The sequence below is a fragment of the Halovenus carboxidivorans genome (genome assembly GCF_009831575.1).
GTDB lineage: Archaea > Halobacteriota > Halobacteria > Halobacteriales > Haloarculaceae > Halovenus > Halovenus carboxidivorans.
On sequence record NZ_WUUT01000001.1, the window covers coordinates 512,298 to 524,713 of the forward strand.

Consider the following 12,416-nt stretch of genomic DNA (forward strand, 5'->3'; position numbering starts at 1 on the left):
ACCCCCAGTTACGTGTCCGGGGTTAAAACGGCGTTCTCTCGCACCGATGGGTCGCCCCGCGACACCGCTCGTCGTCGCCTCCGGTCCGGCGACTCCTGTCGACGGACCGACTGGAGTCGGTCGGCTTAAGTCAGATCTGTCCGTGAGTGCACACAATCGATGGCCGATCTGTTCGTCCTCGCCCTGGCGATTGCCCTCCCGTTCCTCGCGGCGGTGTTCGCGCCCCTTCTGTACCGCTTGCTCGGGGAGACCGTCGGCTACGTCGGCGCGGTCGTCGCCGCCGTCTGCTTCGCTCTACTGCTCACCCAGGTCGGTGCCGAGGGGACCGTCTCGACCCCCTGGATTCCCTCCATGGATGTCGCCTTCCGGTTCACCGTCGACGCCTTCGGGTTGCTCTTCGCCCTGCTGGCCAGCGGCATCGGGATCCTGATCTTCGCGTACGCGAGGGAGTACATGCACGGCAAGCCGGATCTCGGTCGCTTCTACATGGCCCTGCTCGCCTTCATGGGCTCGATCCTCGGGGTCGCGCTGGCGGCCGATCTCGTCGCGCTCTTTCTGTTCTGGGAGCTGACCAGCGTCTGTTCGTTCGTGTTGATCGGCTACTACACCGACGACGCGGAGTCGCGGTACTCGGCACGGATGGCGATGGTGATTACCGTCGGCGGGGGTCTCTGCCTGCTCGTCGGCATCCTCCTGATCGCGGTCGGCGCCGAGTCGGTCGGGCTGGCACCGTTCGACCTCGCGGCGATTCTCGCCAACCGCGGCGCGGTCGCTGACGCCATGCGCGCACAGGGCGTCTTCCTCCCGGCGCTCGCGCTGGTCGCCGTCGCCGCCGCCGCCAAGTCCGCGCAAGTTCCGCTGTACGTCTGGCTGCCCGGTGCGATGGTCGCCCCGACCCCCGTCTCGGCGTTTCTACACTCCGCGACGATGGTCAAGGTCGGCGTCTACGCCCTCGGCCGTCTCCGCCCGCTCTTTCACGGTCCCGAGTGGATGGCGCTGGTCGCGACTCTCGGGATGGTGACGATGACCGTCGGCGCGCTGTTGGCCGTCCTCGCGACCGACATCAAGGAACTGCTGGCGTACTCGACGGCCAGCCACCTCGGCCTCATGGTCGCGGCCTTCGGCTTCGAGTCACACTACGGCGCGGAGGCGGGGGCCTTTCACCTGTTCAACCACGCGCTGTTCAAGGCCACGCTCTTTCTGGTCGCGGGAATCGTCGCCCACGAGGCCGGCACTCGGGCCATCGACGACCTCGGCGGCCTGCGCGAGGATCTGCCGATCACCGCCGGTATCACCGTCCTCGCCGCGCTGAGTATGGCCGGCATTCCGCCGTTCAACGGCTTCTACTCCAAGGAGATCCTCTTCGAGGCCGCGTGGGAGGCCGCCGTCCACGGCGGCGGACTCCTGTGGCTCTACCCCGCGACGGCGGTGTTCGCGAGCGTCTTTACCGTGCTGTACTCGCTTCGGTTTCTCTGGCTGTTTTTCGGCCCCCGGCCCGACGGCCTCGGTCCGGTCCACCGCGCGCCGCTCGGTCTCCTCGCGCCGCCGGCGGTGCTTGCCGTCGCCGTCGCCGCCGTCAGCGTCGTTCCCGGCGTCGCCATCGATCTCCTCGTCGACGACGCCGCGAGCGCGACGGCGGTGAGCCACGTCGAAATCCACGCCGGCATCCCCACGTCGCTGTCAGGGCCGGTCGTCATGAGCGCGATCACCATCGCCGTCGGCGTCGCCGCGTTCCCGTTTTACGACCGCATCCGCGCGTCCCTCGAGCGCGTTCGCGCGGCGACGACGCTCGTTCACCCGACGGTTGGGTACGACGCTCTCCTCTCCGCGACGGACCGTGCGAGCGGTCTCGTCGGACGCTCGGTCCACAACGGATTGATCCGGACCTACGTCTGGTGGGTGTTGCTCTCCGCCTGTGTCCTCACCGTCGCGGGGTACGCCACGGCCACGACCGGCCTGCCGACGCCTGCCGTCGCGGAGACGCCGGTCGCGCTCGTTCTCGTCCTCGCCGTCGCCGTCGTCGCTGCCGTCGCGGTCACGACCGCCGACAGTCACGTGACCGGCGTGCTCACGCTGGGGATTCTCGGCTTTATGGTCGCAATCTTCTACATCCTCGCCAGCGGCGCGGACCTGGCGCTGACACAGTTGGTCGTCGAGACGCTGTTGCTTCTCATCTTTCTGCTCGTCCTGGAGGAGCTACCGGCGTACTACGGCGAAATCGACCTGCTCCGGGCGGCGAGAGACGGTGCGCTCTCGGTCGCCGTCGGCGCGACGGCGTTCGTCTCGGTGCTGTACGCGGCCCCCGACGGGGCCGGCGCTCCGACCCCGACGGCGTCGTTTTTCACGAACAACGCGATTCCGGAGGGCGGCGGTGCGAACATCGTCAACGTGATCCTTACGGATTTCCGGGCGTTCGATACACTCGGTGAGTCGATCGTGATCGTGCTGGCCGCGCTCTCGGTGCTCGTCCTGCTGACGATGCGAGACAGGGGTGAGACACAGTGACGACCGTCATCACGCGGACGACCGCACGGATCGTCGTCCCGATCATTCTCGTCGTCGCCGTCTCGCTGTTTCTGCAGGGCCACAGCCTCCCCGGCGGCGGTTTCATCGGCGGCGTGCTCACCGTCGCGGCGTTCACGCTGGTGTACGTCGCCTACAACCTCGACTACCTGGAGGCCGGCGTCCTGGACCGAGAGGTCGATTACGACCGCCACATCGGCCAGCACCGCACGGTCGCGGCGTACCGTCGCCTGTTCGTGTTCGGACTAGCCGTCGTCGTCGGGAGCGCCGTTGCCGGACTGTTCGTCGGGTCGCCGTTTCTCGCACAGACGTACACGTACGTCCACCTCCCGCTGTTTGGCGAAATCGAACTGGCGAGCGCGGTCGTCTTCGACCTCGGCATCTACTGCGTGGTCGTCGGTGGCCTGCTGACGATCTTCTCGGTGGTGGGTGCGGAATGAGTCTCGCACTCGCCGCGACGGTCGGCGTGCTCTTCGCCTTCGGGACCTTCCTGCTGCTGCGCGACGACCTCGTGAAAGTGGTCTGGGGGCTGGCAATTCTCTCACAGGCGGCGAACGTCTATCTCATCTCGATGGGCGGGATCACCGAACCGACCGGCGATACGGTTCCCGTCCTCGCGGAGTACTACGCGCCGTTTCCCGAGACGGCCGATCCGGTCGTCCAGGCGCTCGTCCTGACGGCCATCGTCATTAGCTTCGGGATGACCGCCTTCGCGCTGGCGCTGTCCTACCGCGCCTACCAGGAAAACGAGACAATCGACGTGACGGAGTGGCCACAATGAGTCTGCTGGCACTCGCTCCGATGCTCGCCGTGTTGCTCACCGGGACAGCGGCCCTGCTGGTCCGCGGATGGCCCCGCCTCCAGCGGGGGGTGAGTGTCCTCGGAACCCTCGGGTACGCCGGCGCGGTCGGCTCTCTCTGCTGGCAGGTCGTCTCCGGCGGCGCTGTCGTCTATCAGGTCGGCGGCTGGCGCGCCCCCTTCGGGATCACGCTCGTCGCGGATGCCCTGTCGGCGTTCATGCTCGCGCTCACGGCTATCGTCGCCGTCTACGCGGTCGTCTTCTCGGTTCGGTTCATCGACGACCGCAACCAGCGGGTCTACTACCACCCCATGTTTCAGTTTCTCCTGCTGGGCGCGACCGGCGCGTTGCTGACGGGGGATCTGTTCAACCTGTTCGTCTGGTTCGAGGTGATGCTGATGGCGAGTTACGTCTTCGTCGCCTTCTACGGCAACGCACAGCACACCGCCGCCGCCGTCCGGTACGTCGTGCTCAACATCATCGGCGGCGTGTTGATGTTGCTCGGCATCGGTGGACTCTACGCGACGACTGGCACGCTGAACATGGCCGATATGGCTCGCGTCCTCGCCGACCCCGGCGGCGTCACCGGGGCGGTCGTCGGTCTCTCGGCGCTGATCTTCGTCACGTTCGCGCTGAAAGCCGGGCTCGTCCCGTTTCAGTTCTGGGTTCCCTCGGCCTACCGCGCCGCGCCGCTGCCGGTCGTCGCGGTCTTCGCCGGTGCGACGAAGAAGGTGGGGATCTACGCGATCATCCGGCTGTATTTCACCGTCTTCGGAAACGCGGACCTCTCGGTGGCGGTCCCGGGTGCCGACGCCGGATCGTCGATCGGGTTTCTCGCCCCCGTGTTGGTTCTGATGGGCGTGGCGAGTATCCTCGTCGGCGGTCTCGGCGCGGTCACCCGGGACTCTCTGGACGAGTTGTTCGCGTACTCCAGTATCGGACAGATCGGTTTCATCGCCGTTCCCATCGGCATCGCCGCCGCGAGCACCGGTTCGCTCCGACATCTCGGCGTGCTCGCCGCGCTGGTCTTCGCGTTCCACCACGCGGTGACCAAGGGCCTGCTCTTTTTGTCGACCGGCGTCATCCGTGACGCTGTGGGGACGACACGACTCTCTCGGCTCGGTGGCCTCGCCGATAGCTCGCCGGCGTTTGCGAGCGTGATGCTCGTCGGCGGACTGTCGCTGGTGGGAATCCCTCCGCTCGCTGGCTTTTTCGGCAAACTGTTCGTCTTCGACGCCGCGTCCCGGCGGTTCGCCGTGGCCGCCGCCGGAACGGAGACGACCGCCGGTGCCGCGGCGATTCTGCTCGTCCTCGTCGTCGGTGCCGTGCTGACGATTCTGTACTCGACGCGCGCGTGGATGGGTGCGTTCTGGGGCGGTCAGACCGAGGCCGTCGTGCGCGGCCGGATCGATCCCGTCGAGGTCGCGCTGCTGTCGACGTTTGCCGCCGTCGTTCTCGCCTCCGGCGTCGGCTTCGAGCCGATCGTCCAGTTTGCCGACGCCGCCGCCGACGCCGCGCTCGATACCGACGGTTACGTCGACCTCGTTCTCGGGGGTGAGCGCTCGTGAAGATCAGACGGTGGCTCGTCGCCGGCCTGCTGTTCGCCGTGCTGTGGGTGTTCGTCGCCGGACCGAAACCGAAGCCCCAGCCGGTGGGCACGACCTTCCTCGTCGGTCTCGGCGTCGGCCTCCCCGTCGCCTACGTCTTCCGCCGACTCTACGGTGAGGAAGTTGACGTCAGCCAGACGCTTTCGGCGGTCCCGTACGTCTTCCTGTACGTGCTGGTCTTCTTCAAGGAGGTGCTGATCGCGAACCTCGACGTGGCCTATCGCGTGCTCGTCCCGGACCGGGCGCTGGAACCGCAGGTGGTGCTGGTTCCGCTCCGCGTCGAGACGGCGCTGGGGGTGACGACGATTGCCAACAGCATCACGATCACCCCGGGGACGGTGACGCTCGATCACGACCCCGACGAGAACGCGCTGTACGTCCACATGATCGACGGCCGCTCGCCCGAGGCGGTCGTCGAACCGATCCGTCAGTGGGAGGACTACGCGCTGATGATCTTCGACGAGCGGCGGTCGCCGGCCGACCCGCCGCCGGAGATCACGGTCCACCCGCCGGATCACCCCCCGGAGCCGAAGAGCATCTCCGAGGACGAGCGCCGCGAGCGCGTCGGAGGTGAGAACGATGGTTGACGCGACGACGGCGACGGTCATCGACGCCGCGCTGATCCTCGTCGCGGCGCTGTGTCTGCTCTGTGGCTACCGGGTCATCCGCGGCCCGACGGTTCCGGATCGCGTCGTCGGTCTCGACACCATCGCGACGAACGTCATCGCGATTGCGATGCTGGTCGCGCTGAAGACCGACCGGGGCCTGTTCGTCACGGTGAGTATCGTCCTCGCCATCATCGGTTTTCTCTCGACGGTGACGGTCGCGAAGTACATCACTGAAGGCGACATCATCACGCGGAGGCAACGATGACTCGCCGTGGCCCCGCGGGAGGTGGGCGCTGATGGTGGACCTGCACGTCGTCGAGCAGGTGACGATCAGCGCCCTCGTCGTGGTCGGCTGTTTCTTCCTCGCGGTCGGCACGCTCGGACTGCTTCGGCTCCCGAACGTCTACAACCGGATGCACGCCACGAGCAAGCCGACGACGCTCGGCACCGCGACCATCTTCCTTGCGGGATTCGTCCAGTTCGGCCCCGGCGGCGCCGGTCTCACCTCGCTGGTCGGGATCGTCTTCCTCTTTCTGACCGTCCCGACGGGAGCGCACATGATCGCCCGCGCCGCACAGAAGATCGGCGTCCCCTTCCTCGGCAGCGTCACCTGGCCGACCGAACACCGCGACGCCGACCCCGACAGTCCCGCGACTCGTCCGGAAGGCGACGACACCCCGGAGGACTGATCGGCTGGTCAGCCCCTGCACGACCCTTTTCACCCTCGGGCACCAATCCAGGTCGTGAACCGTCGGACGTTCGGCATCGGCGTCGGTGTCGGTGCCGTCGCGACGATCGTCGCCCTCGCCGTTCTCGTAGTCGCCGCTGTGCTCGTGTTCGGGCTGCCCGTCGACCAGTTTTTCGCGCCGACCGAGACCGGAGCCGGGTCCGGACTCTCGGCCGAGACCGTCGAATACGAGGTCCTCGCGGAGAACCTGGACGTCCCGTGGGAGGTGGTCGTCCTCGGTGAGGGGCGCTATCTCGTCACGGAGCGGTCCGGCGACCTCCTGCTGATCGAGGACGGCCAACGGCGCGTGCTCGAACAGTTCGACGAACTCGACACCCCACCGCTGGGAGAGGGCGGCTTGCTCGGCATCGCCGTCCATCCGAACTTCGAGGAGAACAACTATCTCTACGTCTACCAGACCGTCGCCCGCGAGTCAGTCGAGAACACGGTCCGCCGTTACGAGGTCGACTTCGCCTCTAACGAGCTTCGAAACGAGACGGTCATCATCGACGGCATCCCGAGCGACCGGTTTCACAACGGCGGTCGGATCGCCTTCGGGCCGGACGACCACCTCTACGTGACGACCGGTGACGCGACCCAGTCCGACCTCGCACAGGACCGCGGTTCGCTGGCGGGCAAGATCCTCCGACTCACCCCCGACGGCGGGGTCCCCGAGGACAACCCCTTCGGCAACGAGGTGTACTCCTACGGCCACCGCAACCCGCAGGGGCTGGCGTGGGACGATCGGGGCCGGCTCTGGGCGACCGAACACGGGTCGGACGCGCGGGACGAACTCAACCTCGTCGAACGGGGCGCGAACTACGGCTGGCCGGAGATTCGCGGCGACGAGACCGCCCCGGAGATGCGTTCGCCCGTCTTCCACTCCGGCGCGTACGAGACCCGGGCTCCGGCGGGGACGGCCGCCGTCGACGGCAGCGTGTTCTTCGCCGGGCTACGCGGCGAACGCCTGTACGAGGCGACGATCACCGGCGAACGAGTGAGCGCCTTCACCGCGCACTTCTCTGGCGACTTCGGTCGGATCCGCGGCGTCACGGTCGGCCCCGACCGGGAGTATCTCTACCTCACGACCAGCAACACCGACGGCCGCGGCGAGCCGGGGGCGGACGACGACCGACTGATTCGGATCCCCCTGGCGGCCTTTTGATCGGACCGAAACCTGTTTGTGCGATCCTCCTGACAGGTGGCGTATGGCCGGACAGAACACGGGCGTCGTCCTCGCGGCGATGATCGCCAACGGAGCAATCGCGGTGTTGAAGTTCATCGGCTATCTGCTCACGGGGAGTCCGTCGATGCTCGCGGAGACGTATCACTCGATTTCCGACACCGGCAACCAGGTGTTGCTCCTGATCGGGATCAAGTACAGCCAGCGCGGGGCCACGGAAGTCCACCCCTACGGCTACGGCAAAGCGCAGTTTTTCTTCGCCTTTCTCGTCTCGGTGCTACTGTTCGGTGTCGCCGGGTGGGAGAGCCTGAAACACGGGATCCACGAACTCCGGGCCGGCGGTCACGGAACCGAGACCGGCGCGGCCGAGTTCCTCAGCTTCACACTCGACGTCTCGCTTCCGGTCGACGCCTTCTGGGTATCGGTCGCGATTCTAGTGGGCGCAATCCTCTTCGAGACGTACGCCTTCGTGAAGGCTCGGGCCGAACTCAAACGGCAGATGGACGAGTACGGCTGGTCGGGCTACCGGGAAACCTTCTCCGAGACCAGCGATATCACGACGCTGACAGCCTTTACCGAGGACACGATCGCGCTAATCGGTCTCGTCGTCGCGCTGGTCGGCCAGGCGGCCTCCCGAGCGACCGGCAACCCGACCTACGACTCCCTCGGTGCGGTGGTCATCGGCGTGTTGCTGATGCTCTTTGCGCTGTTGCTCGCCTTCGAGAACAAGCGGCTGATCCTCGGGGAGAGTCTCGCCACGGACGTGGAACGGGATCTACAGGCCGCCATCACCGATCACGACGGCGTCGCCCACGTCGACGACTTCCGGACGATGTTCATCGGCACGGGCCAGGTTCTCGTCACGGCGGACGTAAGCTTCGACTCGGGACTCGAAACCGGTGAGATCGACGAGGACATCCAGCAACTCGAATCGAAGTTGGAGGGGATCGACGACCGCGTGAAACTGGTCTACATCGAGCCCCGACTCTGAGGCCGCCCCCGATCAGAAGGTCTACTACCTCGGCCGTCCAGGATCGGATATGTCACTGTCAGCCGAGCGGATTCTCGTCACGGGCGGTGCGGGCTTTGTCGGCTCACATCTCGTCGAGCGACTACTCGCGGACGGCCACGACGTGCGCGTGGTCGACGACCTCTCGAACGGAAACGAGACGTGGCTCCCCGACGAGGTGGAACTAGTCACCGGCGATCTGGCGGATCCGGAGATAGCCGCGGAGGCGATCACCGCCGACCTCGACCTCGTCGTTCACCTCGCGGCCGACAAAGACGCCTCCCGGGACGACATCGCCCAGTTTCAGTCGAACACGACGCTGACCGAGACGGTGCTGGATCGCATGGAGGCGGTCGGCCTCGATCGGATCGCATTCACCTCCTCCTCGACGGTCTACGGCGAGGCCCCTCGGCCGACGCCGGAGGATTTCGCCCCGCTGGAACCGATCAGCATCTACGGCGCGGGTAAACTCGCCGAGGAGAGTCTACTTTCGGTCTACGGCCACAGCCACGGCTTCACGGTCTGGACCTTCCGGTTCGCCAACGTCGTCGGCCCGCGGCTCCGGGGGGCGGTCGTCCCGGATTTCATCGAGAAACTCCGCGCCGATCCCGACCACCTCGAAATTCTCGGTAACGGCCGCCAGGAGAAGTCCTACCTCCACATCGAGGACTGCGTCGACGCCATGTTGCACGTGATCGAACACACCGACGATCCGGTCAACACGGTCAACCTCGGCACCCGGACGACGACCTCCGTCGACCGCATCGCGAGTATCGTCGCCGAGGAGATGGGCGTCGACCCCGACCGATCCTACACCGGCGGCGACCGGGGCTGGACCGGCGACGTACCGAAGATGCGCCTCTCGATCGAGAAACTCGCCGCGCTCGGCTGGGAGCCGACGCGGTCGAGCGACGAGGCGATCCGGGCGGCGACCCGAGAACTGCTCACAGAGCTGTAGACGGGGCGGTTTCGACGAGTATAAGGGTTTAGGCAGACCTAATCCGGGTATGGAGCTGACCCGCCGTGACGCCGTCGCCGCGCTGGCCGCAATCGGTGGTGCCGGCGGCGCGGCCTACGGCTACTCCCGTCTTCGCGACGACGACTCCCCGGAGCCGTCGAGCCCCTCTGACGAGCACGTCCTCGACACGATGCAGGCGGTCGCGGAGGTCGTCTATCCGAGCGAACTCTCGGGAAGAGAGGCGTTCGTCGAGGAGTTTGCCAGCGCGCGGCTGGCGACCGACGACCACGGCGCGGGGATCAGAGAGGCGGTGGCGGTTCTGGACGACCACACCGATACCTGGTACGACGAACAGTTCGTCTCGCTCCCGGCAGTCGTCCGTGAGAACGCCCTCGAAAACTTGGGCGCGGACGTCGCGGACGAGGATCCGACTGGCTCGACGGCCGAGCGGGTCCGTTACTATCTCGTCAACGAACTGTTGCTCGCGCTGTACAGTTCACCGACCGGCGGGAAACTCGTCGGCATCGAGAACCCGCAGGGCCACCCCGGCGGCATCGAGAGCTACCAGCAGGGCCCGGACGCACTCGACAGATGACCGACCGAACGCCCGTCTCCGACGCTTCCGTCTGCGTGATCGGTGCGGGACCGGCGGGCGCGCTCGTCGCGGACAGCCTCGCCGCCGACTACGAGGTAGTGGTCCTCGACGCCGGCCCGCGGTTCGACCCCGACGAGCGCGTCGACCGCCAGGAGCGGGCCATCCGGCCCTACTACGACCGCCCCGACGTGTGGGAGATGGGCGGTCCCCGCGACGATCACGACGCCAGCGGCGAGTGGTTCTACCCGCTGAACCACGCCCGCGTGAAAGGCATCGGTGGCTCGACGCTGCACTGGCAGGGGATGGTGATGCGCCTCCACGAGGACGATTTCAATTCCGGCAGCGCCCGTGGGGTCGGCCCGGACTGGCCCATCGAGTACGAGGATCTGCGCCCGTACTACGCCCGGGCGGAGCGGGAACTGGGCGTCGCCGGGGCCGACGACAACCCCTACGGCCCGCCCCGCGAACAGCCGTATCCCCTGCCTGCCTTTCCGCCCTCCTACAGCGACTCGCTGTTCGCCGAGGCCTGCGAGCGTCTGGGCATCGACATGCACTCGGTCCCGAACGCTCGCAACTCCGAGCCCTACCAGGGGCGCAGCCAGTGTGTCGGCTACGGCACCTGCCAGCCCGTCTGTCCCTCCGGCGCGAAGTACGACGCTACCGTCCACATCGACAGCGCAGAGCGCCGCGGAGCGACCGTGATCGACCGCGCTCCGGTGCAGTATCTCGAACACGGCCCCGAACGGATCGACGCGGCCGTCTACGCCACCCCCGACGGCGAGGAACACACACAGCAGGCGGAGGCGTTCGTCCTCGCCTGCGGCGGCGTCGAGACGCCCCGACTCCTCCTGCTGTCGGCGTCAGAGACCTACCCCGACGGACTGGCCAACACGAGCGGCGCGGTCGGCCGGTACTTCATGGACCACCTCTTCGCCGGGACCGGCGGCGTCGTCGACGAACGGACGCGTCAGAACCACGTCGGCTTCTACACGAGTTCCTCACAGCAGTTCTACGACGAGGCCGACGAGGAGTTCGCGCCGATCAAACTCGAATTCTTCAACTACGACGGCCCGTCCCCGGTCGAGACGGCGCTGTCGGCCGACGAGTGGGGCGACGACCTGCTCGGCCGACTCCGCGAGGACTACGGCAACCACCTCGGCATCGGCGCGCTGGTCGAACAGCGCCCGCAGGCAGAGAGCTACGTCGGTCTCGGCGAAGAGACCGACAACCACGGCAACCCGGTGCCCGACGTTCACTGGACCGTCGACGACCGCGCACTGCGGACTATCGAACGGGCTAACAGGATTCAGGAGCGGATCCTGAACGAACTCGACGCGGAAATCACCTGGCAGGTCGGTCCCGACGGAACCGGGCCCGCCTACCACCACATGGGCACGACTCGAATGGGGACCGACCCCACCGACAGCGTCGTCGACCCGGAGTGTCGCACGCACGACCTCGACAACTGCTGGATCGCCTCCAGCAGCGTCTTCCCGACCGGCGGCGCGGTCAACCCGACGCTGACCATCGCCGCGCTCGCGCTCCGGACCGCGGACGCAATCGACCGCTCGCTCGATAGTTGACGCGGCGACACTAATTTAGGCAGACCTAAACGCTTAACCGTCCCTAGTAGCAAGGCAGCACAATGAGTCGAGCAGAGGACGAATCACCGGGTACAGAGGAGGAGCCATCCGTTACCGCCGTCGAATCGGTCGCCGACGACGAGCCGTACACGTTCGAGGACCTGAGTGTCGTGATGGGGACTTACAACGAGGAGGAGGCGATCGAGACGGTGCTGACGGATATCGAGGAGGTCACCGACGGCAAAGCGGAGGTCGTCTGTGTCGACGGGTCGTCCGATAGAACTCCGGAGATTGCCCGCGAACACGGTGCGACGGTGATCGAACAGGAACCGCAGGGTTACGGCGTCGCCGTGCGCGAGGCGATTCTCACGCCGGACCGACCGATCGTCGTCACGACCGACTGCGACGATACCTACCCGATGGAACAGCTCCCCGAGTTTCTCGACCTGATCAACGAGGGGTACGACGTGGTCAGCGGCGACCGTCTCTACCACGGTGCCGAGGCGATGCCGGCGTTCAACCGACTCGGCAACCACCTCTTCGCCCTCGGCGCGAGCGTCCTGATGGGGACCCGCGTCCACGACACGACGACGGGCATGCGCGCGTACCGCCGCGAACTCGTCGAAGAGATCGAGTGGACCGAGAACACCGGCCTCTCCGCCGAACTGCTGATCCGACCGGTGATGCGCGGCTACGACGTTCGCGAGCACCCGATCAACTACGCCGAGCGCAAAGGCGAGACGAAACTCGACCCCATCGAGGGCGGCGCTGCTATCGCCAAGTCAATCGTCAAGGTCGCGCTCGAAGAACGGTTCCGCTGACGG

General features: G+C 66.8%; 13 protein-coding genes. All 13 read left to right on the plus strand.

Translation table 11 applies throughout. The annotated features are described in order from the left end of the window. The first annotated feature begins 159 nt into the window (after window positions 1-159). The 13 genes from mbhE to GRX03_RS02555 all read left to right on the plus strand — a co-directional run bounded on the left by mbhE (window position 160) and on the right by GRX03_RS02555 (window position 12,413). A complete protein-coding gene (mbhE, locus tag GRX03_RS02495) occupies window positions 160-2,505 on the plus strand; it encodes a hydrogen gas-evolving membrane-bound hydrogenase subunit E (protein ID WP_159762604.1) in 2,346 nt (781 codons plus the stop codon). Further along, the gene (locus GRX03_RS02500; protein WP_368277904.1) at window positions 2,502-2,963 is read left to right on the plus strand and encodes an MnhB domain-containing protein; all 462 of its coding nucleotides are present in this window, start codon (window positions 2,502-2,504) and stop codon (window positions 2,961-2,963) included. Before mbhE ends, GRX03_RS02500 begins: the two co-directional genes overlap by 4 nt. After that, window positions 2,960-3,304 carry a sodium:proton antiporter gene (locus GRX03_RS02505; RefSeq protein ID WP_159762605.1) on the plus strand — a complete coding sequence of 115 codons (345 nt, stop codon included), beginning with the start codon at window positions 2,960-2,962 and terminating at the stop codon, window positions 3,302-3,304. The genes GRX03_RS02500 and GRX03_RS02505 overlap by 4 nt, the downstream gene beginning before the upstream one ends. After that, complete coding sequence (locus GRX03_RS02510) at window positions 3,301-4,890, plus strand: complex I subunit 5 family protein (protein ID WP_159762606.1); 1,590 nt, start codon at window positions 3,301-3,303, stop codon at window positions 4,888-4,890. Before GRX03_RS02505 ends, GRX03_RS02510 begins: the two co-directional genes overlap by 4 nt. After that, on the plus strand, window positions 4,887-5,516 hold the full coding sequence (locus GRX03_RS02515; protein ID WP_368277905.1) for a Na+/H+ antiporter subunit E: 630 nt from the start codon (window positions 4,887-4,889) through the stop codon (window positions 5,514-5,516). The genes GRX03_RS02510 and GRX03_RS02515 overlap by 4 nt, the downstream gene beginning before the upstream one ends. Next, window positions 5,509-5,802 carry a monovalent cation/H+ antiporter complex subunit F gene (locus tag GRX03_RS02520; protein ID WP_159762607.1) on the plus strand — a complete coding sequence of 98 codons (294 nt, stop codon included), beginning with the start codon at window positions 5,509-5,511 and terminating at the stop codon, window positions 5,800-5,802. Before GRX03_RS02515 ends, GRX03_RS02520 begins: the two co-directional genes overlap by 8 nt. A 31-nt stretch (window positions 5,803-5,833) precedes the next feature. Beyond that, the gene (gene mnhG, locus GRX03_RS02525; protein WP_159762608.1) at window positions 5,834-6,226 is read left to right on the plus strand and encodes a monovalent cation/H(+) antiporter subunit G; all 393 of its coding nucleotides are present in this window, start codon (window positions 5,834-5,836) and stop codon (window positions 6,224-6,226) included. A gap of 54 nt (window positions 6,227-6,280) precedes the next feature. Further along, a complete protein-coding gene (locus tag GRX03_RS02530) occupies window positions 6,281-7,429 on the plus strand; it encodes a PQQ-dependent sugar dehydrogenase (RefSeq protein WP_159762609.1) in 1,149 nt (382 codons plus the stop codon). A gap of 43 nt (window positions 7,430-7,472) precedes the next feature. Continuing rightward, window positions 7,473-8,438: a cation diffusion facilitator family transporter gene (locus GRX03_RS02535; RefSeq protein WP_159762610.1), complete on the plus strand. Its 966-nt coding sequence runs from the start codon at window positions 7,473-7,475 to the stop codon at window positions 8,436-8,438. Window positions 8,439-8,487: 49 nt separating this feature from the next. Then, window positions 8,488-9,414: an NAD-dependent epimerase/dehydratase family protein gene (locus GRX03_RS02540; RefSeq protein WP_159762611.1), complete on the plus strand. Its 927-nt coding sequence runs from the start codon at window positions 8,488-8,490 to the stop codon at window positions 9,412-9,414. A 49-nt stretch (window positions 9,415-9,463) separates the two neighbouring features. After that, a complete protein-coding gene (locus GRX03_RS02545; RefSeq protein ID WP_159762612.1) occupies window positions 9,464-10,009 on the plus strand; it encodes a gluconate 2-dehydrogenase subunit 3 family protein in 546 nt (181 codons plus the stop codon). Further along, window positions 10,006-11,592, plus strand: coding sequence for a GMC family oxidoreductase (locus GRX03_RS02550; protein WP_159762613.1), 1,587 nt, complete (start codon window positions 10,006-10,008; stop codon window positions 11,590-11,592). The genes GRX03_RS02545 and GRX03_RS02550 overlap by 4 nt, the downstream gene beginning before the upstream one ends. Window positions 11,593-11,765: 173 nt before the next feature. Beyond that, on the plus strand, window positions 11,766-12,413 hold the full coding sequence (locus GRX03_RS02555) for a dolichyl-phosphate hexose transferase (RefSeq protein ID WP_233739819.1): 648 nt from the start codon (window positions 11,766-11,768) through the stop codon (window positions 12,411-12,413). The last annotated feature ends 3 nt before the right edge of the window (window positions 12,414-12,416 follow it).

Excerpts from the sequence above, each read along its gene's own strand:
- mnhG (WP_159762608.1), top strand. The coding sequence starts at position 5,834 with ATGGTGGACCTGCACGTCGTCGAGCAGGTGACGATCAGCGCCCTCGTC.
- GRX03_RS02555 (WP_233739819.1), top strand. The coding sequence starts at position 11,766 with ATGGGGACTTACAACGAGGAGGAGGCGATCGAGACGGTGCTGACGGAT.
- mbhE (WP_159762604.1), top strand. The coding sequence starts at position 160 with ATGGCCGATCTGTTCGTCCTCGCCCTGGCGATTGCCCTCCCGTTCCTC.
- GRX03_RS02545 (WP_159762612.1), top strand. The coding sequence starts at position 9,464 with ATGGAGCTGACCCGCCGTGACGCCGTCGCCGCGCTGGCCGCAATCGGT.
- GRX03_RS02510 (WP_159762606.1), top strand. The coding sequence starts at position 3,301 with ATGAGTCTGCTGGCACTCGCTCCGATGCTCGCCGTGTTGCTCACCGGG.
- GRX03_RS02520 (WP_159762607.1), top strand. The coding sequence starts at position 5,509 with ATGGTTGACGCGACGACGGCGACGGTCATCGACGCCGCGCTGATCCTC.
- GRX03_RS02505 (WP_159762605.1), top strand. The coding sequence starts at position 2,960 with ATGAGTCTCGCACTCGCCGCGACGGTCGGCGTGCTCTTCGCCTTCGGG.
- GRX03_RS02550 (WP_159762613.1), top strand. The coding sequence starts at position 10,006 with ATGACCGACCGAACGCCCGTCTCCGACGCTTCCGTCTGCGTGATCGGT.
- GRX03_RS02535 (WP_159762610.1), top strand. The coding sequence starts at position 7,473 with ATGGCCGGACAGAACACGGGCGTCGTCCTCGCGGCGATGATCGCCAAC.
- GRX03_RS02540 (WP_159762611.1), top strand. The coding sequence starts at position 8,488 with ATGTCACTGTCAGCCGAGCGGATTCTCGTCACGGGCGGTGCGGGCTTT.